The organism is Streptomyces sp. NPDC058051, from assembly GCF_042885475.1.
Classification (GTDB): Bacteria; Actinomycetota; Actinomycetes; order Streptomycetales; family Streptomycetaceae; genus Streptomyces.
Genome location: NZ_JBHVRW010000011.1, coordinates 110,086 through 134,294 on the forward strand (window position 1 = coordinate 110,086; position 24,209 = coordinate 134,294).

The following is a 24,209-nucleotide window of genomic DNA, read 5'->3' on the forward strand; positions in this document are numbered from 1 at the left end:
GAATCGGTAGGCTCAGAGCATGCCCAGACCACGCGCATTCGACGAACAGCAAGTCCTGGCCAGGGCCCGGGAGCAGTTCTGGGCGACCGGCTACGCCGGAACGCGGATGGATGACATCGCCCAGGCGACCGGCCTGGGCAAAGGCAGCTTGTACGGTGCCTTCGGCGGTAAGGGCGAGCTGTTCCATCGCGTCTTCGATGACTGGTGTGCCTCAGTCGTAGAGGTGGCCGAAGGGCAGCTGACAGGCGGCCCGGACGAAGAGGCACTGCCCCGGCTGTCGGGATACGTGCGCCTGATGGCAGAGAACGCCGCTTCCGACACCGAACGCCGGGGGTGCCTGGTGGCCAAAGGTGCAGCGGAGTTGGCCCAGCACGATCCGGCGATCGCCCGACGTTCGGCCGAAACCATGACGACACTCCTGGCCCTGCTGCGAGCGGAGGTCAGTGCCGCCCAGCGTCATGGCGACATCGATAGGGCCGCAGACCCTGAGCAGTTGGGGGCACTGCTGTTGTCGGTGGTCCGCGGTATCGAGGCAGTGGGCAAGGCCGGTTTGGCCCCGAAGACACTGCGGAGCATCGCGGACACCGCACTGGCCGTCCTGCCCGCACCCGAGGGTGCGTAACGCCTTGCCGCTGAGCGCGGTTCGGTCTGCGAGAAGCAACTCGGCGCCATCACGCGTACATGATCCGGCGGAACGCTCCTGAGGGCAGTCCTCAGTCCCCGCCCAGCGGGTCATCCCCGTACCGCACCCGTCGCACGTCGTCCCAGGCCTGCTCGTTCAGCAGATCCCCGAGCGGATCGGTCACCTCCCAGGAGTGCGCGCCGGGGTGCTGGACGAACAGCATGCACGCGTGCGCGTCGTGGACCGACTGGCTGTTGATCACGGCGGGGCAGGCGGACAGTTCGGCGAAGCGGTACGTACACTCCTGCGCACCGGCGTCGGTCCAGAACAGCCACAGGTCCCGTTCGGCGGGCGTCTCGGCCGACCAGAGTTGCGCGGCGTGCTCGGTCCCGTCGTCGTGCTCGCCGAGTTCGCACAGGACGAAGTCGTCCCGGTCGAGGGCTTCCGGGGGGTCGTCGGGTCCGCCCGGCATGGTGGCGAGCGCAACGAGCGCTTCCGCCTCGGGAACGCCGGTGTAGGCGGTGCATTGCAGTAACACTTCGGTTCTCTTCTGTAGGTATCGGGTCAACACAGAGCCCCACCCTGGGGAGGGCAACCGGACAGGGCTCTGGTCAGGGGCACTGGTCAGCGACTCCGGTCAGCGGCTCGTGCGGGCTACGCGCTGATCAGCGCGCCCGCCTCGGGGGTGAACTCCGGTAGGGGCAAGGGGCGGGCGGTGAGCCCGTACCAGCACGTGTCGTCTCTGGTGAGGAACGCGAACTCGGTTCCCGCGGCGAGGCGTTGCAGCGCGGCGTCCTGCCGCTCGTCGTCGGCGGCCCAGGCGCGCAACTCGGCCGGTGCGTCACGTACGGACGGGGACACCCGCCGTAACACGGACCGGTGAATCCATGGGGCGTCAGGTTCCGGATCCAGCCCGCCCGCAAGCCGTTCGGCTTGCCCCCGGAGCCACCGGAGTGCGAGCCGGGGCGACGCAACGAGGGTTTTGCCCAGACAGAAGGCTGCCCGTCCGTCACCCGCGTACGCTGCGGCGGCGAACTGGCCCTGCGTGGCAGCGGGTTGCACGCTCATAGCCCACCCCGACTGCTTCTGAGATTCCGCAACGCGTTCTCGGCGCACAGCCGCTCAGCGGGAGTGAGCGAGCGGACCCACTCGGGTTCGGCCTCCCACTCGGCCCCGCCGCCGAGCGGCCGAAGGGACCAGTACGGGCCGGCAATCCCGCGGAACTCCCCGACCCGGCCGCCACGGCTGACATCCGCCAAGAGCGCACCGGGCGCCGGAACGCGGACGGATGCCTGCCCGTTCGAAGGGCCGTTCTCCTCAGACACGGACCGCTCCTCTCCGTAGTGATTCCACTACCAGGGCGGCCCAGCGTGACCTATGGTCAGGATCTCTTCAACTAGCCAGAAGGGAAGGGAGGGTCACATAACCAATGGTCAACCGCAAGGACTTAAACCCTGAACGCAGCCCACAAGCGGCCTACGGGGCGCGGCTTCGCAGTTCGCGGGAGGCTCACGGATGGAGCCAGGAAGACCTGGCCGGGAACACGGGGTACTCCAGTCAGCATATTTCTGCTGTGGAGACGGCCCGCAAACCGCCAACCCTCCGATTTTCGCGCAGCCTGGATTCCGCCCTCGGGCTCGTCGGAACAGCAGAAGCCTTCGAACGCGCATGGGGGGAGATCCGGCACGGGAGCCTATTGGAGGGCTTCCCTGAGTACGTCGGGTTCGAAGGCCGGGCTGCGGAGATCCGACTGTATGAAGTGGGCGTCATGCCAGGCTTGCTCCAGACACCCGAGTACGCGGCTGTTCTCGCGCAGAGCGCCGTCAAGCGGGGGGCGATCACAGCCGACCAGGCAAGCGAGCGGGTCTCGATCGTCGCGGAACGGCAAGCCGCGCTCGCCCGCACGCAACCGCCGCTGATCCTTGCGGTGCTGGACGAAAGCTGTGTCCGCCGGCCCATTGGCAGGGCTGACGTCATGGACGCACAGTTGGCGCGTCTGGAAGAGTTCGCCGAGCGGCCGAACACCGTGCTCCAGATCGCCCCGTTCGCAATGGCGGAGCGCCGCCCCTTTGACCTGCCGCTGTACATACTGACGCTGCCGAACCGACAGCTCATGTCCTACGCGGAGTCGGCCCACCAAGGCCATCTTGACCGGGACAGCGCTTCGGCACTGCCCCTGTTGACGGCCTACCATCAATTGCAGGCCGACGCGCTGTCCCAAGCGGCATCCGTGGCCCTGATCAGCCAGTTACGAAAGGGCTCCCCGTGACGACCGAATCCCCCCGCTGGTTCAAGTCCTCCTACAGCAACAACGGCGGCGCCTGCGTCGAGGTCGCCGCAAACCTCGCCGCTTCACGTGGCGTGATCCCCGTCCGCGACTCCAAGAACCCGCACGGACCGGTCCTGGACGTCCGCGCCGACGCGTTCACCTCCTTCGTGACGGGCGTCAAGGCCGGAGACTTCGGCACCCTCTGAACCACCGACGCAGCAACGCAGCAATGCCCCATCGCGCAACGCACGGTGGGGCATTGCGGTATCGGCATCGCATAGTGACCATGTCACCAGTGAGCGGGTCCGATGGTCCCGCCGAAGCGCTGTCCCAAGCGGCATCCGTGGCCGTGATCAGCCAGTTGCGAAAGGGCATCCTGTGACGACCGAGTCCCCCCGTTGGTTCAAGTCCTCCTACAGCAACAACGGCGGCGACTGCGTCGAGGTCGCCGCAAACCTCGCCGGCTCGCTCGGCGTGATCCCCGTCCGCGACTCCAAGAACCCGCACGGACCGGTCCTGGACGTCCGCGCCGACGCGTTCACCTCCTTCGTGACGGGCGTCAAGGCCGGAGACTTCAGCACCCTCTGAACCACCGACGCAGCAACGCAGCAACGCCCCATCGCGCAACGCACGGTGGGGCATTGCGGTATCGGCATCGCATAGTGACCATGTCACCAGTGAGCGGGTCCGATGGTCCCGCCGAAGCGCTGTCCCAAGCGGCATCCGTGGCCATGATCAGCCAGTTGCGAAAGGGCATCCTGTGACGACCGAATCCCCCCGCTGGTTCAAGTCCTCCTACAGTTCCAACGGCGGCGACTGCGTCGAGGTCGCCGCAAACCTCGCCGGCTCGCTCGGCGTGATCCCCGTCCGCGACTCCAAGAACCCACACGGCCCGGTCCTGGACATCCCCGCCGACGCGTTCAACTCCTTCGTGACGGGCGTCAAGGCCGGAGACTTCAGCACCCTCTGAACCACCGACGCAGCAAAGCCCTATCGCGCAACGCAACGGGCGGGCGTCGCTGTACCGGCTTCGCATGGAGACCGTGCCAGTGAGCGGGTCCGATGGTCCCGCCGAAGCGCTGCCCCAAGCTGCATCCGCAACCGTGATCAGCCAGTTACGAAAGGGCTCCCCGTGACGACCGAATCCCCCCGCTGGTTCAAGTCCTCCTACAGCAACAACGGCGGCAACTGTGTGGAGGTCGCCGCAAACCTCGCCGACTCGCTCGGCGTGATCCCCGTCCGCGACTCCAAGAACCCACACGGCCCGGTCCTGGACATCCCCGCCGACGCCTTCGCCTCCTTCGTGACGGGCGTCAAGGCCGGAGACTTCAGCACCCTCTGAACCACCGACGCAGCAACACAGCAACGCCCCATCGCGCAACGCACGGTGGGGCGTTGCTGTGTCGGCGTCGTACAGTGACCGCGCCGGCGAGCGGGCGCCGACGGTCCCCGGCGATCACCGGAACGCGGGAAGAGCCACCAGTAGGCTTGATCCATGCCCATCCCCTCCGCATATGCCCTCGTCGCCACGGACCTGGACGGCACCCTGTTGCGCCACGACGACACCGTGAGCCCCCGCACGCGGGCCGCGCTCGCCCTGGCCGCGCGGGCGGGGGCGCGGCATCTCGTCGTCACCGGGCGGCCCGTGCCGGGCATACGGGGGCTGCTCTCCGCACTGGGTTACCGGGGACCGGCGGTCTGTGGGCAGGGAACCCAGCTGTACGACGCCGGGGCCGGGCGGGTGGTGCGCACGGTCACCCTGGACCGGGAGGCGGCCGACACCGCGCTCGGCAAGATCGAGGCCCATGTGGGTCCGGTCCACGCGGCCGTGGACCAGGACGGCCCCGAGGGCCGGACGCTGATCGAGCCCGGATATCTGATGCCCCACCCCACGCTTCCCGCCCAACGGACCCGTCACCGCCACGAGTTGTGGTCCGCACCGGTCATCAAGGTCCTGATCCGGCACCCGGAGCTCACCGACGAGGCACTGGCCGCCGCGGCCCGTACCGTGGTCGGCGACCTCGCCTCTGTCACCCATTCCGGCCCCGGCACCGTCGAACTCCAGCCGTACGGCGTCGACAAGGGCAGCGGTCTCGCGCTGGCCGCCGAGTACCTGGGCATGGACCCGCACACCGCGATCGCCTTCGGGGACATGCCCAACGACCTGCCGATGTTCCGCGCGGCCGGCCACGGCGTCGCCATGGCCAACGCCCATCCGGACGTGCGGGCCGCGGCACACGAGGTGACATCGTCGAACGAGGGCGACGGCGTGGCGGAGGTGCTGGAGCGGGTCTACGGGTGACAACAGCGCCGGTGGTTCTCAGTCAGCCATCGACGCTGTCCCCGCCGTCCCCGTCGCCCCCGCCGTCCCGTGGCAGCGGTTGCGACGGAATCGGCTGCGGATACGCCTGCGGCTGCGGCTGCGGCGCGCCCAACGACCTCAGCACGTGATCGACCAGCGCCCTGATCGTCTCCTCGTCCTGCACCGGCTTGCGCAACACATGGCGGTAGTACACCGGGCCGTACAGCATCTCCACCGCCAGGGGAAGATCCGCTCCCGGCGGCACCTGACCCTGCTCCTGGGCCCGGCGCAGGCGCGCGACCGCCTCGTCGAAGCGGGGGTCGATCAGCTTCGTCCTGACCGTTTCGGCGAGTGCGTCGTCGTGGTGGACCTCGGAGAGGATGCCCGCGTACGCGGGGCCGTAGGGCGGCGTGGAGAGCAGCTTCACCGCACCCGCCACATTGGCCCGCAGATCGGCGGCGACGTCACCGGTGTCGACGAACGGTGTCGAGCCGACCAGCGCGTCGGTGAACGCCTCCAGCATCACCGCACTCTTTGACGGCCACCAACGGTAGATCGTCTTCTTGCTGACACCCGCTCTGGCTGCGATGGCCTCGATGGTGACGCGGCCGTACCCCTTCTCCGTACACAGGTCGAGGGCGGCCTCCAGGGTCGCCCGTCGTGATCTCTCGCTACGGCGCAGCGAACTCTGCGATGTGATCATTCGGTGAGCATAGGTGCGTTTGAGCCATTCCTTGTTGACAGTCTGTCGCCAGAAGTCGAACAATGTTCAAGCGGAAACGGAACGTGCCGTGTCGTGTCGTTCCTGCTGTTCGCACCGTTCGTGCCGTTCGTGCCGCGACGAGCCGATCGGGGGACGGCTCGCCCGGCCGACGGCGCGAGGGCCTTCGCAGGGCCGTGCTCCGGGCGTCAGGACGTGATGTCCTTCGCCGTGAAGCGGGCCCACGCGGCCGAGCCGAACACCGCCGCGTACAGGCCCTGGAGTCCCAGGTTCTTGACCACCTCGTCCCAGTACACGGGTGCGCGCAGCAGATCCGCGTACGACATCCAGTAGTGCGGGAAGAGATACGGGTGGACGCCGCTCAGCTGCGGGATCGTGTCCACGATCTGCACGGTGATCAGCAGCCCGACGGTGGCGGCCATGGCCGCGATCCCGCTGCTGGTGAGAGTGGAGACGAACAGGCCGATCGCCGCGAATCCGATCAGTGACGCCGCGACCACCACCGCGATCAGCCCGGCCCGCAGCAGCCCTTCGCCGAACCCGATCCGGGTGCCCGAGATCGTGGTGACCTCACCCACCGGGAAGAGCAGTGCTCCCACGGCGAGCGCCGCAAGGGCCACGACCAGGGTCGCGACCAGGCAGAACGTGAGGACGGAGACGTACTTCGTCAGCAGCAGGCGGGTCCGGCCCGCCGGGGCGACCAGCAGATAGCGCAGGGTACCGGCGTTGGCCTCACCCGCGATCGAGTCGCCCGCGACGACCCCGACGGCCATCGGGAGAAAGACCGGGAGCGTCACGGCGAGGGCCGCGAAGACGAGGAACAGGCCGTTGTTGGTGACCTGGGAGAGGAACGCGGGGCCTCCCCCGCCGTCGCCCCCGCCCGGTCCGGGCGACGAGCCGTGGTTCGTCTCGATCTTCACCGCGATCCCGATCAGTACGGGAACGGCGGCCAGCACCCCGAGCAGGGCGAGGGTGCGCCAGCGGCGGAGGGTGGTGGTCAGTTCGGAGCGGAGGATCCCGAAGGTCCACAACGGGCTCGGCGCCCTGCCCGGCCTGCCTGCCCTGCCCGCCCTGCCCGGCCCGGCGGTTGCGGCAGGTGCAGTGGTTGCGTCGGTTGCAGTAGTTGCGTCGGTTGCGGCCGTTGCCACCACTGCGGCGCTCGCGTCGGGGGCAGCGGGTGCTTCGGGTGCAGCCGTTGCGTCGGGTGCGGATTCAGCCTGCGACATCGAAACCCTCTCCGGTGAGTGCGACGAACGCGTCCTCCAGCGAGGCCCGTTCGACGCCGAAGGACCGCAGGCGCACGCCCGCGTGCACCAGCGCCGCGCTGAGGTCCGCGAGCTCGACGTCGCCCGCTGGGGCCTCCGCGCTCACCCGGTCGCCGTCGAGCGTGATGCCGGTGACTCCCAGGCCCTTGAGGACGCCGGCCGCCTCGCCCGGGTCGGGGGTGGTGACGGCCAGCCGACCGCGCGCCCCTGCCGCCAGTTCCGCGACCGGGCCCTGAATGATCAGCCGGCCTCTGGCCATCACCGCGGCATGCGTGCAGACCTGCTCGATCTCGTCGAGGAGGTGGGAGGAGAGGAAGACCGTGGTGCCGTCCGCGGCCAGTTCCCGGACGAGGGTGCGGATCTCCCGCATGCCCTGCGGATCCAGGCCGTTGGTCGGCTCGTCCAGGACGAGCAGGCGGCGCGGCTGGAGGAGGGCGGCGGCGAGACCGAGGCGCTGTTTCATGCCGAGCGAGTACGCCCTGGCCTTCTTGCCGGCCGCGGCGGCGAGCCCGACCCGGTCCAGGGCCTGCCCGACCCGGGCCCGGCGGGTGCGTGGATCCGCGGTCGGGTCGGCGCGGTCGTAACGCAGCAGATTGTCCCGGCCGCTCAGGAAGCCGTACAGCGCCGGGCCCTCGATCAGGGCTCCGACCTGCGGGAGCACCGCACGGGCCGCGCCCGGCATGGGACGGCCGAGGACCCGCGCGGTGCCGGACGTCGGGTCGATCAGGCCCATCAGCATCCGGATGGTGGTGGTCTTCCCGGATCCGTTCGGCCCGAGGAATCCGAAGACGCTGCCGCCGGGCACCCTGAGGTCGAGGCCGTCGACGGCGAGTTGGCCGCCGCGGTACCGCTTGGTGAGGCCCCGTGTCTCGATCACTGCGGGCTCGGCCACAGCCCCGGGCCCGGCCACAGCCCCAGAGGGCCCGGCCACGGCCCCAGGATCTGCCACCCCCTCAGGCCCGGCCACGGCCCCAGGATCTGCCACGCCCTCAGGCCCGGCCGCGGCCTCGGGCCCGGCCGCCCCCGGCTCCGTCACGGTCCCGGGTTCTGTCATGCGTACACCCCCATGGGTCGGGTAGGGCCTGTCCGCCGGATCGGGCCGGACACCCCTCAGCGGACCGCCCCGCCGTACGGAGAGTACGGCGGGGCGGGTGGCCGGCGGCGGAAGCGCGACGCGCCCCGCCGTCAGGAGGCGCTGTCGGCCGCCTTGACCAGCGCGTCGGGCGTGACCGCGCCGACGTACACGGTGCCGTCGTCCGTCAGCAGCGCGTTGACCAGGCGGGTCTTGAAGACCGTGCCCGAGCCGAAGGCGCCGGAGACCTTGTCGCCCAGCGCGTCCAGGAACTGCTGCGCCCCGCCCGGTACGTCACCCGACGCCTTCGAGGGGAGTCCGGTGCCGCCCGGGGTGCTGATCTCGGCGATCGCGTTCCAGCCCTCGCCGATGACCTTCGTGTCGGAGCCCTTCCCCGCTGTGCCCTTCCCCGCTGTGCCCTTTCCCCCTGCGCCCAGTTCCCCGAGCCCCGGGAACATGCCCAGGCCCCCGGCCCCGTCCGTCTTCTGCCGGGCCTCCGCGTCGTCGGCCTCGGTCACCTTCGCGCCCTTGGGCGGGGTGAACGTGAACGAGGAGGCGCCCGGCTTCGCGAAGTCGACCTGGGTGAATCCGGCGTCGACGACCGCCTTGCCGCCACTGCGGGGAAGCAGCGTGAACTTCAGCGGCACACCGTTCTTCGCGTCGACCGCCACCGTGACCGAGCCGATCGTGGAGCCGCTCTGCCGCGGCTTGATGACCAGCTTGTACGCGTCGCGTCCGGCGACGTGCGCCGTGCCGTCGACCGTCACCGACGTGGTGGGGCCCGCGGCCTTCAGGACCTGCTCGGCGAGTGCCTTCGGCGTGGTCGGCACGGACTCGGGGGCCTCGGCCGCATGCCCGGACCGGCCGCTCTTCCCGCTCCCGTCCCCGACGGCGTGGTAAGCCTGGTTGGTTCCGCTGTCGTACGCCCAGACCTGGTCGCCGTTGCGGATCAGGCTGTACTCCGCCGCGTCCTCCAGGATCGACACCCGCTGCTTGTCGGGGCCGTCGGCGGCCACCCGCAGGGTGTGCGTGCCGGACGCCAGCTCCGTCAGCTTCGTCTGCGGGTCGGCGGTCGAGCCGCCCTTTCCGGTGTCGCCGGAACCTCCGGTGAAGGCGCCGGCCAGTCCGCCGAGTGACGGGATGCCGAGGTCCGTGCTGATCTTCACGGTGCCGGAGAGCTGCTGGGTGTCCGAGGCGGCGATCTTCTCGATGAGCCGCTGTGCGCTGATCTCCGGCAGGTCGGGGTCACCGGTGCTCGCGAGCGCCGGGACGAGCCCGATCGTCGCCGCCGCCACCCCCGCCACCCCGACCGGGACGATGTAGCGGGCCGCCTTTCGACGGCCGACGGCGGTGCCCCTGGTCCCGCCGCTGGTCTCTGCGCTGTCGTTCGGTGCCATGTGTGCCCTACCTCCGTGGTCGGCGGCTTCCGTCCGGATGCACTCGTCCACTCCGTGCCGCCATTCTCACCGATTCGCTCAGGAGTGGTTGTTCTCCATCTGACCAAAACGGCGGCGCGGAATCGTCAGCCCCGGGGAGCAATCCCGCCTACCTCTTCGGTATGACGCCCGGGGCCCGGACGCCCGACGACCCGTAGGGGACGCCGAGCACAGGCCCGCTCAGCTCGGTCCGGTCCGGTCCGGGGCACGCCTCACCGCGTCGTACGGCTCCGCCGCACACAGGCCCGCTCAGCCGGCCCGGTGCACCACCGCGTCGCACATCTCCTCCAGCGCGGCCTTCGCGTAGCCGCCGGGCAGCGGCGCCAGCGTCGCGCGGGCCTCCTCGGCGTACCGGACGGTGTCCCGCCGGGCCTGCTCCAGCGCCGGGTGGGCGCGCAGCCTGCGCAGCGCCTCGGCGTGCCGGGCGTCGTCGCTCAGGTCGCCGTCGAGCAGGGCCACGAGCTCCAGGTCCTCGGGCTTTCCGTCGGCCGCAGCGCGGGCCCGCAGCTGGAGCACCGGAAGCGTCGGGATGCCTTCGCGCAGGTCGGTGCCGGGGGTCTTGCCGGACTCGTGGGAGTCGGAGGCGATGTCGAGTACGTCGTCGGCGAGCTGGAAGGCGACGCCGAGCCGCTCGCCGTACTGGGTGAGGATGTCGACGGCGCTCTCGTCCGCACCGGCCATCATCGCGCCGAACCGGCAGGCCACCGCGATCAGCGAGCCCGTCTTGCCGCGCATGACCTCAAGGTAGTGCTCGACCGGGTCGCGCCCGTCGCCCGGACCCGCGGTCTCCAGGATCTGGCCGGTGACCAGCCGCTCGAACGCCTCCGCCTGGATGCGTACGGCCTCCGGACCGAGGTCGGCCAGTATGTGCGACGCGCGGGCGAAGAGGAAGTCGCCGGTCAGGACGGCCACCGAGTTGCCCCAGCGGGTGTTCGCGCTGTCGACACCGCGGCGCACGTCCGCCTCGTCCATCACGTCGTCGTGGTAGAGCGTCGCAAGGTGCGTCAGCTCGACGACGACGGCGGCGGGCACGACACCCGGCGCGTCGGGGTCGCCGAACTGAGCGGCCAGCATGGCCAGCAGCGGCCGGAAACGCTTGCCCCCGGCGTGCACGAGATGCTGCGCGGCCTCCGTGATGAAGGGCACGCCGCTCTTGGTGGCTTCGAGCAGCCCCGACTCGACAGCAGCCAAACCGGCCTGGACATCGGCCTCAAGAGCGTGGTCCCGCACGCTCAGTCCGAACGGCCCGACGACGGTCACGAGGGGATCTCCTGTCTGCTGACGTTCACACGGAATGTCGATGTGTCGCTGTCATCACTCAAGTCAGCGTATCCGGTCCCCTTTGGATCACCGTGGGCGCCTTCCCGCCACCGCCGGTATGTTCGGGATCAGCTCATACGATCAGGAGTTCTCCCTTTGTCCCACACGGCGACGGACACCGAGCCGACCTCATCGGCACGCGGCGACGACCATGCCTTTTTCGGCCAGCCACGGGGCCTGATGACCCTGTCCGGCCTGGAGGTCTGGGAACGGTTCTCGTTCCTCGGCATGCAGGCGATCCTGGTCCTCTACTTCGCCGACACCGTCGCCCACGGCGGCATGGGCATGGCCGCCGGTACCGCGGCGTCCGTCTCGGCCGCCTACGGCACCCTGGTCTACCTGGTCTCCGTGGCGGGCGGCTGGCTGGCCGACCGGATCCTGGGCTCGTACCGCGCCGTGCTGTACGGCGGAATCCTCATCGCGTGCGGGCATTACGCCATGGCGGTGCCCACCGACGCCATGACATGGACGGGGCTCGGTCTGATCAGCGCCGGAACCGGTCTGCTCAAGCCCAATGTGGCGACCATGGTCGGCAAGCTCTACCGCACCGCCGACGACCGCCGCGACGCCGGCTTCGCGCTCTACTACATGGGCATCAACGTCGGAGCGTTCCTCGGCCCGCTGGTCACCGGCTGGCTCGGCGACCACGCGAGCTGGCACTGGGGCTTCTCGGCCGCCGCGTTCGGCATGACGCTCGGTCTGATCCAGTACGTGCTGGGCCGGCGTCACCTGGTCGGCCGAAAGCACGCCGCCGAATTCGCGCTGGCTCCGGCACCGATGCGGCGCGCCGTCCGGCTGATCGCGGCCGGCGCCGTCGTGGTCGCCGCCGCAGCCACCGCGCTGGCACTCGCCGGGCTGCTGACCCTGGACCGCTTCGTCGACCTGCTCACCCTCGTGTCGGTGATCGCACCGGTCGTGTACTTCGCGGTGATGTTCCGCAGCCCGCGCGTCACCGCCGAGGAACGCGGCAGGCTGCGCCCGTACGTCGTGCTGTTCCTGGCCTCCGTCGTCTTCAACTTCATCCTCTTCCAGGCGTACTCGACGATGATGCTGCTCGCGTCGGCCAACGCCCGTACCGAGATCTTCGGCTTCCACTTCCCGGCGAGCTGGTACGCCTCCGCGCTCGGCGCCTTCGAGGTCGCGCTCGCCCCGGTGGTCGCCGCGGTCTGGGCCCGGATGGGCCCGCGTCAGCCGCACGCCTCCAACAAGATCGCGATCGGGGTGATCCTCGGCGGCCTCTCGTTCCTGCTGATGGTGCTGCCGACCTCCGGCCACACCGGCGACACCTACCGGATGGCCGCCTGGTGGATCGTCGGCTCGTACCTGCTGCTCGGCCTCGGCGACATCCTGCTGGAGACCTCCGGCATGTCCGCGACCACCAAACTCGCACCCCGGGCGTTCGCCAGCCAGACGATGGCGCTCTGGTTCCTCTCGCTGGCCCTCGCCAACGGCATCCAGGCCCAGGTCGTGAAGTTGTACGGCGAGGTCTCCAACCCTGCCTACTTCGGTGTCAATGGCGCGATCGCGGTGGTGGCCGGTGTGGCCGTCATCGCAGCGGCCCCCTGGCTCAAGCGCACCATGCACCCCATCCACTGAGGTACCGCCATGCACATCCGCACCTCGTTCCCGTACGACACCACCCATGAGGACGTCCACATCCCGCTGCCGGACGGCACCCGGCTCTACGCCCGGATCTGGCGGCCGGTCACCGAGGAGCCCGTCCCCGCGCTCCTCGAATACCTGCCGTACCGGCTGAGCGACTGGACGGCGCCGCGCGACCGGCAGCGCCACCCCTGGTACGCGGGACACGGCTACGCCTCGGTCCGCGTGGACGTGCGCGGGCACGGCAACAGCGAGGGGATGCCGGGCGACGAGTACGACGCGACGGAGCTGGCCGACGGCGTCGCCGTCATCCACTGGCTGGCCGAACAGGACTGGTGCTCCGGCCGGGTCGGCATGTTCGGCATCTCCTGGGGCGGCTTCAACTCGCTCCAGATCGCGGCACTGGCCCCCGAGCCGCTGAAGGCGATCGTCACCGTCTGCTCGACCGACGACCGGTACGACAACGACGTCCACTACATGGGCGGCTCGGTCCTCGCCGTCGACATGCACGCCTGGGCGGCCACGATGCTGGCCTTCGTCTCCCGGCCGCCGGACCCGGCACAGGTCGGCACGGACTGGAAGGACATGTGGCTGAAGCGGCTGGAGAAGGTCGAGCCGTATCTTCACACCTGGCTGGCGCACCAGACCCGGGACGCCTACTGGAAGCACGGCAGCGTCTGCGAGGACTACTCCGCGATCACGGCGAAGGTCCTCGCGGTGGGCGGCTGGCACGACCCGTACCGCGACACCGTCCTGCGGCTCGTCGAACACCTCGGCCCGGACCGGGTGCGCGGGCTGATCGGCCCCTGGTCGCACCAGTACCCCGACCGGGGTCTGCCGCCCGGCCCGGCCATCGGCTTCCTCCAGGAGACGCTGCGCTGGTGGGACCAGCACCTGAAGGACGAGGACACCGGTGTCATGGCCGAGCCGCTGCTGCGGTCCTGGATCAGCGAGTCGCACCGGCCCGCCACGGTGTACGAGACGCTGCCCGGCCGCTGGGTCGGCGATGCCGCCTGGCCCTCGGAGAACGTCAGCCCGGTCGCGTACGCGCTCCAGGGCGGTCCGCGGATCGTCGACTCCCCGCAGCAGACCGGCCTGGACGCGGGCCGCTTCTTCCCGTTCGGCAACGACGCCGACCTGCCGCCCGACCAGCGCGACGAGGACGCCAAGTCGGTGTGCTTCGAGTTCCCCGTCGAGGGCGCCCCGATCGAGATCCTGGGCCGTCCCCGGGTGAAGCTGCGCATCCGGATGGACGTGCCGCGCGGCCAGGCGATCGCCCGGCTCTGCGACGTCGCCCCGGACGGCTCCTCCACCCTGGTGACCCGCGGCGCGCTCAACCTCTCGGCCCGGCACGGCCGCGACCACGCGGAGGACTGGCCGGTGGGCGGCACCGAGGACGTGACCTTCGAGCTGAACGGCATCGGGCACACCTTCCCGCCGGGCCACCGCATCAGGCTCGCGGTCTCCTCCGCGTACTGGCCGTGGATCTGGCCGCAGCCCGGGTCGGTCGGCTTCACCCTGGACGCCGACGGCAGCCTCGTCGAACTGCCGGTGCGCCGGCACACCGAGGACCCCGCGATCCGGTTCGAGGAGCCGGAACAGTCGGAGCCGCTCGGTGTCGTCCACCCGGTGACCCTCGACGCACAGCTACCCGAACGCCTGGTGGTCCGCGATGTGGCCAAGGGCGAATGGCGGCTGGAGGTCGACCCGCGCTACGGCGGCACCCGTATCTACCCGGACGGTTTGGAATTCACCGAGGACGCCCTGGAGACGTACACGATCCGGGAGAACGACCCGCTCTCCGCCCACACCCGCTCCGACTGGACGATCCGGCTGCACCGGCCGGAGATGGCGTGGGACGTGCGGATCGAGACGCGTTCCGAAATCAGCGCGGACGAGACCGACTTCATCACGTCCGACGAGGTGGTGTGCAAGGACGGCGGCGAGGTCGTCTTCCACCGGACCTGGGAGAAGCGGATCCCGCGCACGGCCGGTTGATCCGCCGCCGTGGCGCGGCGCGGTGGACGGCACCCGCCACCGCGCCGCGCCCCCGCACCCCGGGGCATACGGCGGAACTTTTCGGGCATCAGGAGCAGTTGGGACACTCCCGCGAGGCGGCGGCACCGACGTAACGTGTCCCCCAAGCGACCTGGAAAGCGAGGCGGCAACACATGCCCGAGCAGAGCAGCCCGCTCGATCTGGCCGAGGGCGACCCCTTCGGTCCGCACAACCTTCCGTACGGTGTGTTCTCCACCCCCGACCACCCCGAGGACCGCCGGGTCGGCGTCCGCATCGGCAACCACGTACTGGACGCCGGAGCCGCGGCACACGCACTCGGCTCGCCCTACGCACGGCTGCTCGCCCAGCCGGACCTGACCGCGCTGCTGGCCGCGGGCCGCACCGCCTGGCGCGACGTCCGGCGGGCACTGACCGCCTGGGTGACCGTGCCGGCCCACCGCGAGGACATCGAACCGCTGCTGCACCCGGTGGAGTCCGTGACGCTCCATCTGCCGTACGCCGTCGCGGACTACGTCGACTTCTACGCGAGCGAGAACCACGCCACCAACGTCGGAAGGATCTTCCGGCCGGACGGCGACGCGCTGACGCCCAACTGGAAGCACCTCCCGATCGGCTACCACGGCAGGTCGGGCACCGTCGTCGTCTCCGGCACGGATGTGGTGCGCCCGTCCGGCCAGCGCAAGGCGCCCGCCGACGCGGCCCCCGTCTTCGGCCCTTCCGTCAAGCTCGACATCGAGGCCGAGGTCGGCTTCGTCGTCGGAGTGGGCTCCGAGCAGGGCCGCCCGGTCGCGCTCGGCGACTTCCGCGACCACGTCTTCGGGCTCTGCCTGCTCAACGACTGGTCGGCGCGGGACATCCAGGCCTGGGAGTACGTCCCGCTCGGCCCGTTCCTCGGCAAGTCCTTCGCCACGTCCGTCTCGGCCTGGGTCACCCCGCTCGAAGCCCTGGATTCGGCCCGGATCGCACCCCCGGCCCGCGACCTCCCGCTCCTGCCCTACCTCGACGACGCGGGCGCGGAAGAGGCCGGCGGCCTCGACCTGCGGATCTCCGTCGCGATCAACGGACAGCCGGTCGCCGAGCCGCCGTTCGCCACCATGTACTGGACGGCGGCCCAGATGCTGGCGCAGATGACGGTGAACGGAGCGTCGCTGCGCACCGGCGATCTGTACGGCTCCGGCACCGTCAGCGGCGACGAGCCGGGACAGCGCGGCTCGCTCCTGGAACTCACCTGGAACGGCCGCGACCCGCTGGACCTCCCGGACGGCAAGCGGACCTTCCTGGAGGACGGCGACACGGTGACGATGACCGCCTGGGCCCCGGGCCCGGACGGCACCCGGGTGGGGCTCGGCGAGGTCACGGGGCGGATCGTTCCGTCGGCCTGACACCTGCCGGCAGACGACCGCGCCCCTGCCGGGCGCGGTCGTCAAACGCACGCACTTGGTTCACCTGTTCGCGCGGTTCGGAACCGGTTCCCGGCCGATACGCTGGACAGAACCGCGAGACTTCCGCGCATGGGAGCACTGATGAGCGTCGAACCCGAGGCGAACGAGCCCAGGTGGGCGGTTCCGCCCGTGGGCGGCTGGACCTCCGATGACCTGGACACACTCCCGAATCTGCCTCCGCACACGGAGCTGATCGACGGGAGCCTGGTTTTCGTGAGTCCGCAGTCCGTATTCCACGAGCGCGCGATCGACTTCCTCAAGTGGCAGCTGCAGTCACGCGCACCACTCGACCTGGAGGTCTTCCGGGAATTCACCATCGACGTCGACTGGCAGAACCGACCTGAGCCCGATGTGATCGTGGTGCGCGCCGATTCGGTCGAGAGTCTGCAGCAGACACGGTTCCCGGCCGAGATGGTGCTGCTGGCGGTCGAAGTCGTTTCCGACGAGTCCCTGACCCGGGACCGGGAGACCAAGCCCCTGAAGTACGCGCGGGCGAAGATCCCCCACTACTGGCGGGTGGAGAACCACGACGGCAGGGCAGTGGTCTACGTCTTCGAGCTGGAACCGGCCACCGGCACCTACACCTCCACCGGCATCTTCCACGACCGGATGAAGGTCGACACTCCCTTCCCCCTCGACGTCGACCTCACCGCGATCGTCAAACGGCACGGGGCAGCGGCCCCGGAGTAGACCGGCAGGCACCGGCGGGCCGGTCACTCACACGCGACCTCAGCGCGATCGCCGCCGGGCGGCGGACCCCAGGAGGCCCGCCGCCCGCACCGAAGCTGCCCGGGCCCGGCCCTCACTCGTACTCGGGCGGCTCCTCGTCCCAGCCGAACTCCGGGTCCGCGTCGGCGAACGCCGGTGCAGCCGGAACCGGCGTGGGGCCCGTCTCTGCCGCCGGACCGGCCACCGGCACCGCAGCCGCAGCCACAGCCACAGCCGGAACCGGCATCTGCCCGGCCGCCACCGGCTCCGCCGCCGCAGCGGCCTCCGGCGCCACCGCAGCCCCGGTGAACTCCGCGAGCACCTCCAGCACGCCCTCCCCGTACGTCGCGAGCTTCTTCTCGCCCAGGCCGCTGATGCCGCCCAGCGCGGACACCGAGTCCGGCCGCAGCGCGGCGATCTCGCGCAGGGTCGCGTCGTGGAAGATGACGTACGCCGGAACGCCCTGTTCCTTGGCCTGGGCGCCGCGCCAGGCCCGCAGCGCCTCGAAGACCGGGACGGCCTCGGGCGCCAGCTCGGCGACGGCCGCCTGGGACTTCGTCTTGCGTTCGCCCTTCGTGGAGCGCGACGCGGGCTTCGGCGCCTCCTTGCGCAGCGGCACCTCGCGCTGTCGGCCGAGCACCGAACCGCTCTCCTCGGTCAGCACCAGCGTGCCGTACTCGCCCTCGACCGCGATCAGCCCCTGAGCCAGCAACTGCCGTACGACTCCGCGCCATTCGGCCTCGGACAGCTCCTCGCCGATACCGAAGACAGAGAGCTGGTCGTGGTCGAACTGGATGACCTTCGCCGTCTTGCGGCCGAGCAGGATGTCGACGATCTGGCCCGCACCGAACTTCTGTCCGCGCTCCCGCTTCAGCCGCACCACGGTCGACAGCAGCTTCTGCGCGACCACCGTGCCGTCCCAGGTCTCGGGCGGGGTGAGGCAGGTGTCGCAGTTGCCGCAGGAGGCCGTGGCGGGCTCCTGGCCGAAGTACGTCAGGAGCTGGGCGCGGCGGCAGCCGGCCGTCTCGCACAGGGCCAGCATCGAGTCGAGGTGGGACGCCGCGCGGCGGCGGAACGCCTCGTCGCCCTCGCCGCCCTGGATGAGCTTGCGCTGCTGGACGACGTCCTGGAGGCCGTACGCCATCCAGGCCGTGGACGGCAGCCCGTCCCGCCCGGCGCGGCCCGTCTCCTGGTAGTACCCCTCGACGGACTTCGGCAGGTCGAGGTGCGCGACGAAGCGCACGTCCGGCTTGTCGATGCCCATGCCGAACGCGATGGTCGCAACGACGATCAGGCCCTCCTCGCGCAGGAAGCGGGACTGGTGGGCGGCGCGCGTGCCCGCGTCCAGACCCGCGTGGTACGGGACGGCCTCGATGCCGTTGCGGCAGAGGTACTCGGCGGTCTTCTCGGTCGAGTTGCGCGAGAGGCAGTAGACGATGCCCGCGTCCCCGGCATGCTCCTCCTTGAGGAAGGAGAGCAGCTGCTTCTTCGGGTCGGCCTTCGGCACGATCCGGTACTGGATGTTGGGCCGGTCGAAGCCGGCGACGAAGTGCTTCGCGTCGTGCATGCCCAGGCGCTGGGTGATCTCCTGGTGCGTGACATCGGTCGCGGTCGCCGTCAGGGCGATGCGCGGGACGTCCGGCCAGCGCTCGCCGAGGACGGAGAGGGCCAGGTAGTCCGGGCGGAAGTCGTGACCCCACTGGGCCACGCAGTGCGCCTCGTCGATCGCGAAGACGGAGACCTCGCCGCGCGAGAGCAGGCCCAGCGTGGTGTCCAGACGGAGCCGCTCCGGGGCCAGATAGAGCAGGTCCAGCTCACCGGCGACGAACTGGGCCTCCATGGAGCGGCGCTCGTCGAAATCCTGCGTGGAGTTGATGAAGCCGGCCCGCACGCCGAGCGCCCGCAACGCGTCGACCTGGTCCTGCATCAGCGCGATCAGGGGGGAGATCACGACGCCCGTACCGGCACGGACCAGGGCCGGGATCTGGTAGCAGAGGGATTTCCCGCCACCGGTCGGCATGAGCACGACGGCGTCGCCGCCCGCCACCACGTGGTCGACGACGGCCTCCTGCTCGCCGCGGAACGCCTCGTATCCGAAAACCCGGTGCAGCGTCTGCCGCGCATCGCTCTCGGTCATGTCCATGGTTCCGCCTGTCGCGCCCATTGCCCGGTCCCCCGAGGTCGTCCCGTTCTGTCCTGCCGCCGTCCCCTGCCACGATAGGCGCCGCCAACGACAACGCCGGACGGGCTTGACTTCTCAAGCCCGTCCGGCGCCGATGCCGCTGTGCGCGTGTGCGCTACCTCACGAAGACTCCCGCCTGGCTCGCCAGGTCCAGGAAGTACTGCGGGGCCAGGCCCAGCACCACGGTGACCGCGACACCGACCGCGATCGTCGTCGTCGTCAGCGGGGACGGGACGGCGACCGTCGGGCCGTCCGCCCTCGGCTCGCTGAAGAACATCAGCACGATCACCCGGATGTAGAAGAACGCGGCGATCGCCGACGAGATCACACCGACCACGACCAGGCCGCCCGCACCGCCGTCCGCCGCCGCCTTGAAGACGGCGAACTTTCCGGAGAATCCGGAGGTGAGCGGGATACCGGCGAAGGCCAGCAGGAACACCGCGAAGACCGCGGCGACCAGCGGCGAGCGCCGCCCGAGCCCGGCCCACTTCGACAGGTGCGTCGCCTCGCCGCCCGCGTCGCGCACCAGCGTGACGACGGCGAAGGCGCCGACCGTCACGAAGGAGTACGCGCCCAGGTAGAAGAGGACCGACGAGATGCCCTCCGGAGTGGTCGCGATGACACCGGCGAGGATGAAGCCGGCGTGGGCGATCGAGGAATAGGCGAGCAGCCGCTTGATGTCGGTCTGGGTGATGGCGACGATCGCGCCGCCCAGCATCGTGACGATCGCGACCGCCCACATGACCGGCCGCCAGTCCCAGGCGAGGCCCGGCAGCACCACGTACAGCAGGCGCAGCAGCGCACCGAACGCGGCGACCTTGGTGGCCGCGGCCATGAAGCCGGTGACCGGGGTCGGTGCGCCCTGGTAGACGTCCGGGGTCCACATGTGGAACGGGACGGCGCCGACCTTGAAGAGCAGACCGGTCAGGATCATCGCGCCGCCGATCAGGAGCAGCGCGTCGTTGCCCATGGTGTCGGCGAGCGCCGGGTCGATCTGGGTGATCGAGCCGTCGACCACGTTCGCGATGGTGCCGTACGAGACGGAGCCCGCGTACCCGTACAGCAGCGCGATCCCGAAGAGCAGGAACGCCGACGAGAAGGCGCCGAGCAGGAAGTACTTCACCGCGGCCTCCTGCGACATCAGCCGCTTGCGGCGGGCGACGGCGCACAGGAGGTAGAGCGGGAGGGAGAAGACCTCCAGCGCCACGAAGAGCGTCAGCAGGTCGTTGGCCGCCGGGAAGACCAGCATGCCGGCCACCGAGAAGAGGAGCAGCGGGAAGACCTCGGTGGTGGTGAACCCGGCCCTGACCGCGTTCTTCTCGCTGTCGCTGCCGGGGACCGAAGCGGCCTGCGCGGCGAACGAGTCGACGTGCTTGCCGTGCGCCGCGGGGTCCAGCCGGCGCTCGGCGAAGGTGAAGACGGCGACGAGCGAGGTCAGCAGGATGGTGCCCTGCAGGAAGAGCGTCGGTCCGTCGATCGCGAGGGCGCCCATCGCGGCGATGTGCGCCTTCGTCGTGCCGTACCCGCCGGCCGCGAGGCCGACGACCGCGGCGAACGCGGCGGCGAGGGCGACGACCGTCAGGAAGACCTGCGTGTGGTACCGGGCCCGGCGCGGCACGAAGGCCTCGACGAGTACCCCCACGACGGCGACACCGATCACGATGAGGACCGGGGTCAGCTGGGTGTACTCGATGACCGGTGCCTTGAACTTCTCGGCCGGGGCGGCCGATGTCACCCCGCCCGCCGTTGTCCACAGGCTGTGGACAGCTGTTGCGGTCACTTGGCGGCCTCCACCTCAGGCTGGGGGTCCTTCTTCTGGACGTCCGACATGGTGTGCTGCACCGCCGGGTTGACGATCTCCGTCAGCGGTTTCGGGTAGACCCCCAGGAAGAGCAGCAGCGCGATCAGCGGGAGAACCACCACCAGCTCCCGGACCTTGAGGTCCGCCATGCCCTGGACCTCGGCCTTCACCGGGCCCGTCATCGTCCGCTGATAGAGGACGAGGACGTACAGCGCGGCGAGGACGATGCCGGTCGTGGCGACGATGCCCGCCGCCGGATACGCGCTGAACGCGCCGACCAGGACCAGGAACTCACTGACGAACGGGGCGAGTCCGGGCAGCGACAGGGTGGCCAGGCCGCCGATCAGGAACGTGCCGGCCAGGACCGGCGCCACCTTCTGCACCCCGCCGTAGTCGGCGATGAGCCGCGAACCGCGCCGGGTGATCAGGAAGCCCGCCACCAGCATCAGCGCGGCGGTCGAGATCCCGTGGTTGATCATGTAGAGCGTGGCGCCCGACTGGCCCTGGCTGGTCATCACGAAGATGCCCAGGATGATGAAGCCGAAGTGCGAGATGGACGCGTAGGCGATCAGCCGCTTGATGTCGCGCTGGCCGACCGCGAGCAGCGCCCCGTACACGATGCTGATCAGCGCCAGGACGACGATCACGGGGGTCGCCCACTTGCTGGCCTCCGGAAAGAGCTGGAGGCAGAAGCGGAGCATCGCGAAGGTGCCGACCTTGTCGACGATCGCGGTGATCAGGACGGCGACCGGGGCGGTCGCCTCGCCCATGGCGTTGGGCAGCCAGGTGTGCAGCGGCCACAGCGGGGCCTTCACCGCGAAGGCGAAGAAGAACCCGAGGAAGAGCCAGCGCTCCGTGCCGGTGGCCATGGAGAGCGAGCCACTGGCCCGGGCCTCGGCGATCTCGGAGAGCGAGAACGTGCCCGCGACCACGTACAGGCCGATCACCGCGGCCAGCATGATGAGGCCGCCGACCAGGTTGTAGAGGAGGAACTTGACCGCGGCGTACGAGCGTTGCGCCGCCGCGTTCTCGTCGCTGCCGGTGTGCGCCCGGTCCCCGAAGCCGCCGATGAGGAAGTACATCGGGATGAGCATGGCTTCGAAGAGGATGTAGAAGAGGAAGACGTCGGTGGCCTCGAAGGAGAGGACCACCATCGCTTCGACCATCAGGATCAGGGCGAAGAAGCCCTGGGTCGGGCGCCAGCGCGAGGACGTGGTCTCCAGGGGATCGGCGTCGTGCCAGCCGGCCAGGATGACGAAGGGGATCAGCAGCGCGGTGAGCGCCATGAGCGCCACCCCGATGCCGTCGACGCCCAGTTCGTAGCGGACACCGAAGTCCTTGATCCAGGCGTGCGATTCGGTGAGCTGGTAGCGGTCGCCGCCCGGTTCGAAGCGGACGAGCGCGGTGCCCGCCAGCACGAGCGTGGCCAGCGAGAAGACCAGCGCCACCCATTTCGCGGTGGTGCGCCGGGCGGCCGGGACGGCGGCGGTGGCGATCGCACCGATCGCCGGGAGCGCGGCCGTCGCTGTCAGGAGGGGAAAGGACATGTGATCAGACCGCCCTCATCAGCAGGGTCGCGGCGATGACGAGCGCCGTACCGCCGAACATCGAGACCGCGTAGGAGCGGGCGTAGCCGTTCTGCAGTTTGCGCAGCCGGCCGGAGAGCCCGCCCATCGAGGCGGCCGTGCCGTTGACGACCCCGTCGACCAGGGTGTGGTCGACGTATACCAGGGAGCGGGTGAGGTGCTCACCGCCGCGGACCAGGACCACGTGGTTGAAGTCGTCCTGGAGGAGATCGCGGCGGGCGGCCCGGGTGAGCAGCGAGCCGCGCGGGGCGACGGCCGGTACCGGCCCCCGTCCGTACATCGCCCAGGCGATGGCGACACCGATGACGAGCACGACCATGGTGGCCGCCGTGACGGTCGTGGCGCTGACCGGGGCGTGTCCGTGGCTGTGTCCGGTGACCGGCTCCAGCCAGTTCAGGAAGCGGTCACCGACGGAGAAGAGGCCCCCGGCGAAGACCGACCCGAAGGCCAGGACGATCATGGGGATGGTCATCGACTTCGGGGACTCGTGCGGATGCGGCTCGTGTCCCTCGGCGTCGGGCTGCCAGCGCTTCTCCCCGAAGAACGTCAGCAGCATCACGCGCGTCATGTAGAACGCGGTGATCGCGGCGCCCAGCAGGGCCACCGAACCGAGGATCCAGCCCTCGGTGCCGCCCTTGGCGAAGGCAGCCTCGATGATCTTGTCCTTGGAGAAGAATCCGGACAGGCCGGGGAAGCCGATGATCGCCAGGTATCCGAGGCCGAAGGTGACGAAGGTGACCGGCATGTACTTCCGCAGGCCGCCGAACTTCCGCATGTCGACCTCGTCGTTCATGCCGTGCATGACCGAACCGGCGCCGAGGAAGAGCCCGGCCTTGAAGAAGCCGTGCGTCACCAGGTGCATGATCGCGAAGACGTAGCCGATCGGGCCGAGCCCGGCGGCCAGGATCATGTAGCCGATCTGCGACATCGTCGACCCGGCGAGGGCCTTCTTGATGTCGTCCTTCGCGCAACCGACGATGGCACCGAAGAGCAGTGTGACCGCGCCGACGACCACGACGGCCAGTTGCGCGTCCGGGGCGGCGTTGAAGATCGCGCCGGACCGGACGATGAGGTAGACGCCCGCCGTCACCATGGTCGCGGCGTGGATGAGGGCCGAGACCGGGGTCGGGCCCTCCATCGCGTCACCGAGCCAGGACTGCAGCGGCACCTGGGCCGACTTGCCGCAGGCCGCGAGCAGCAGCATCAGGCCGATCGCCGTCAGCTTGCCCTCGCTCGTCTCCCCGGTCGCCCCGAGGACGGGACCGAAGGCGAACGTGCCGAACGTGGTGAACATCAGCATGATCGCGATCGACAGGCCCATGTCGCCGACCCGGTTGACCAGGAACGCCTTCTTGGCGGCCGTGGCCGCGCTGGGCTTGTGCTGCCAGAAGCCGATCAGCAGGTACGACGCCAGACCGACGCCCTCCCACCCGACGTACAGCAGCAGGTAGTTGTCGGCGATGACCAGGATCAGCATCGCCGCGAGGAACAGGTTCAGATAGCCGAAGAAGCGGCGCCGGCGCTCGTCGTGCGCCATGTAGCCGATCGAGTAGATGTGGATCAGCGTGCCCACACCGGTGATCAGCAGCACGAACGTCATCGACAACTGGTCGAGCTGGAAGGCCACATCGGCCCGGAAACCCTCGACGGGGATCCAGCTGAACAGCTTCTGGTGCAGCGCCCGGTCCTCCGCGCCCTTCCCCAGCATGTCGAGGAAGAGCACGACGCCGATGACGAACGACACCGCGGCGAGCAGGGTGCCGACCCAGTGTCCGGCGCGGTCCAGCCGCCGGCCGCCGCAGAGCAGGACCGCGGCTCCGAGCAGAGGCGCCGCGACGAGCAGCGCAATCAGGTTCTCCACG

At 70.1% G+C, this 24,209-nt stretch carries 23 protein-coding genes; 11 read left to right on the plus strand and 12 right to left on the minus strand.

The features are described 5' to 3' along the window. The first annotated feature begins 19 nt into the window (after positions 1 to 19). Entirely contained in the window at positions 20 to 622 is a 603-nt protein-coding gene (locus ACFVUT_RS19175; protein WP_389652475.1) for a TetR/AcrR family transcriptional regulator, read from the plus strand. Positions 623 to 713: 91 nt separating this feature from the next. Here ACFVUT_RS19175 and ACFVUT_RS19180 read toward each other — a convergent pair whose 3' ends face one another. The 3 genes from ACFVUT_RS19180 to ACFVUT_RS19190 form a co-directional block, all read right to left on the minus strand. Beyond that, entirely contained in the window at positions 714 to 1,160 is a 447-nt protein-coding gene (locus ACFVUT_RS19180) for a hypothetical protein (RefSeq protein WP_389652477.1), read from the minus strand. Positions 1,161 to 1,276: 116 nt separating this feature from the next. Next, positions 1,277 to 1,495, minus strand: a complete 219-nt coding sequence (locus ACFVUT_RS19185) for a hypothetical protein (RefSeq protein WP_389652480.1) — start codon at positions 1,493 to 1,495, stop codon at positions 1,277 to 1,279. 191 nt (positions 1,496 to 1,686) lie between these two features. After that, a complete protein-coding gene (locus ACFVUT_RS19190; protein WP_389652482.1) occupies positions 1,687 to 1,947 on the minus strand; it encodes a hypothetical protein in 261 nt (86 codons plus the stop codon). Between the two features lie 104 nt (positions 1,948 to 2,051). Between ACFVUT_RS19190 and ACFVUT_RS19195 the strand changes: the two genes are divergently transcribed. The 6 genes from ACFVUT_RS19195 (at position 2,052) to ACFVUT_RS19220 (ending at position 5,193) form a co-directional block, all read left to right on the plus strand. Further along, on the plus strand, positions 2,052 to 2,891 hold the full coding sequence (locus ACFVUT_RS19195) for a Scr1 family TA system antitoxin-like transcriptional regulator (protein ID WP_389652485.1): 840 nt from the start codon (positions 2,052 to 2,054) through the stop codon (positions 2,889 to 2,891). Continuing rightward, positions 2,888 to 3,097, plus strand: coding sequence for a DUF397 domain-containing protein (locus ACFVUT_RS19200; RefSeq protein WP_389652488.1), 210 nt, complete (start codon positions 2,888 to 2,890; stop codon positions 3,095 to 3,097). Before ACFVUT_RS19195 ends, ACFVUT_RS19200 begins: the two co-directional genes overlap by 4 nt. A 172-nt stretch (positions 3,098 to 3,269) precedes the next feature. After that, positions 3,270 to 3,479, plus strand: coding sequence for a DUF397 domain-containing protein (locus ACFVUT_RS19205; protein ID WP_389671010.1), 210 nt, complete (start codon positions 3,270 to 3,272; stop codon positions 3,477 to 3,479). A 172-nt stretch (positions 3,480 to 3,651) separates the two neighbouring features. Further along, positions 3,652 to 3,861, plus strand: coding sequence for a DUF397 domain-containing protein (locus ACFVUT_RS19210; protein WP_389652491.1), 210 nt, complete (start codon positions 3,652 to 3,654; stop codon positions 3,859 to 3,861). 162 nt (positions 3,862 to 4,023) lie between these two features. Continuing rightward, positions 4,024 to 4,233 carry a DUF397 domain-containing protein gene (locus ACFVUT_RS19215; RefSeq protein ID WP_389652494.1) on the plus strand — a complete coding sequence of 70 codons (210 nt, stop codon included), beginning with the start codon at positions 4,024 to 4,026 and terminating at the stop codon, positions 4,231 to 4,233. A 153-nt stretch (positions 4,234 to 4,386) separates the two neighbouring features. Beyond that, entirely contained in the window at positions 4,387 to 5,193 is an 807-nt protein-coding gene (locus tag ACFVUT_RS19220) for an HAD family hydrolase (RefSeq protein ID WP_389652497.1), read from the plus strand. Positions 5,194 to 5,215: 22 nt separating this feature from the next. Here the strand turns inward: ACFVUT_RS19220 and ACFVUT_RS19225 are convergent, their stop codons facing one another. The 5 genes from ACFVUT_RS19225 to ACFVUT_RS19245 form a co-directional block, all read right to left on the minus strand. Then, a complete protein-coding gene (locus ACFVUT_RS19225) occupies positions 5,216 to 5,896 on the minus strand; it encodes a TetR/AcrR family transcriptional regulator (RefSeq protein WP_389652500.1) in 681 nt (226 codons plus the stop codon). A gap of 206 nt (positions 5,897 to 6,102) precedes the next feature. Further along, positions 6,103 to 7,140: an ABC transporter permease gene (locus ACFVUT_RS19230; RefSeq protein WP_389652504.1), complete on the minus strand. Its 1,038-nt coding sequence runs from the start codon at positions 7,138 to 7,140 to the stop codon at positions 6,103 to 6,105. Continuing rightward, positions 7,127 to 8,233, minus strand: a complete 1,107-nt coding sequence (locus tag ACFVUT_RS19235) for an ATP-binding cassette domain-containing protein (protein WP_389652507.1) — start codon at positions 8,231 to 8,233, stop codon at positions 7,127 to 7,129. The genes ACFVUT_RS19230 and ACFVUT_RS19235 overlap by 14 nt, the downstream gene beginning before the upstream one ends. 131 nt (positions 8,234 to 8,364) lie before the next feature. Beyond that, entirely contained in the window at positions 8,365 to 9,648 is a 1,284-nt protein-coding gene (locus ACFVUT_RS19240; RefSeq protein ID WP_389652510.1) for an outer membrane lipoprotein carrier protein LolA, read from the minus strand. A 288-nt stretch (positions 9,649 to 9,936) separates the two neighbouring features. Beyond that, positions 9,937 to 10,947, minus strand: coding sequence for a polyprenyl synthetase family protein (locus tag ACFVUT_RS19245; protein ID WP_389652513.1), 1,011 nt, complete (start codon positions 10,945 to 10,947; stop codon positions 9,937 to 9,939). Between the two features lie 156 nt (positions 10,948 to 11,103). Between ACFVUT_RS19245 and ACFVUT_RS19250 the strand changes: the two genes are divergently transcribed. The 4 genes from ACFVUT_RS19250 (at position 11,104) to ACFVUT_RS19265 (ending at position 16,760) form a co-directional block, all read left to right on the plus strand. After that, positions 11,104 to 12,603 (plus strand): peptide MFS transporter, encoded by a 1,500-nt coding sequence (locus ACFVUT_RS19250; RefSeq protein WP_389652516.1) that lies wholly within the window; start codon positions 11,104 to 11,106, stop codon positions 12,601 to 12,603. A 9-nt stretch (positions 12,604 to 12,612) separates the two neighbouring features. Next, positions 12,613 to 14,607, plus strand: coding sequence for a CocE/NonD family hydrolase (locus tag ACFVUT_RS19255; protein ID WP_389652519.1), 1,995 nt, complete (start codon positions 12,613 to 12,615; stop codon positions 14,605 to 14,607). Between the two features lie 173 nt (positions 14,608 to 14,780). Then, positions 14,781 to 16,010 (plus strand): fumarylacetoacetase, encoded by a 1,230-nt coding sequence (gene fahA / locus ACFVUT_RS19260; protein ID WP_389652522.1) that lies wholly within the window; start codon positions 14,781 to 14,783, stop codon positions 16,008 to 16,010. 141 nt (positions 16,011 to 16,151) lie between these two features. Further along, positions 16,152 to 16,760 (plus strand): Uma2 family endonuclease, encoded by a 609-nt coding sequence (locus tag ACFVUT_RS19265; RefSeq protein ID WP_389652950.1) that lies wholly within the window; start codon positions 16,152 to 16,154, stop codon positions 16,758 to 16,760. A gap of 112 nt (positions 16,761 to 16,872) precedes the next feature. Here ACFVUT_RS19265 and recQ read toward each other — a convergent pair whose 3' ends face one another. The 4 genes from recQ to nuoL all read right to left on the minus strand — a co-directional run bounded on the left by recQ (position 16,873) and on the right by nuoL (position 24,208). Then, positions 16,873 to 18,942, minus strand: coding sequence for a DNA helicase RecQ (gene recQ, locus ACFVUT_RS19270; RefSeq protein WP_389652525.1), 2,070 nt, complete (start codon positions 18,940 to 18,942; stop codon positions 16,873 to 16,875). 133 nt (positions 18,943 to 19,075) lie between these two features. Continuing rightward, the gene (gene nuoN / locus ACFVUT_RS19275) at positions 19,076 to 20,740 is read right to left on the minus strand and encodes an NADH-quinone oxidoreductase subunit NuoN (protein WP_389652528.1); all 1,665 of its coding nucleotides are present in this window, start codon (positions 20,738 to 20,740) and stop codon (positions 19,076 to 19,078) included. Then, the gene (locus ACFVUT_RS19280) at positions 20,737 to 22,308 is read right to left on the minus strand and encodes an NADH-quinone oxidoreductase subunit M (protein WP_389652531.1); all 1,572 of its coding nucleotides are present in this window, start codon (positions 22,306 to 22,308) and stop codon (positions 20,737 to 20,739) included. Before ACFVUT_RS19280 ends, nuoN begins: the two co-directional genes overlap by 4 nt. A 4-nt stretch (positions 22,309 to 22,312) precedes the next feature. Continuing rightward, positions 22,313 to 24,208 carry an NADH-quinone oxidoreductase subunit L gene (gene nuoL, locus ACFVUT_RS19285; protein WP_389652534.1) on the minus strand — a complete coding sequence of 632 codons (1,896 nt, stop codon included), beginning with the start codon at positions 24,206 to 24,208 and terminating at the stop codon, positions 22,313 to 22,315. Position 24,209 lies beyond the last annotated feature (1 nt).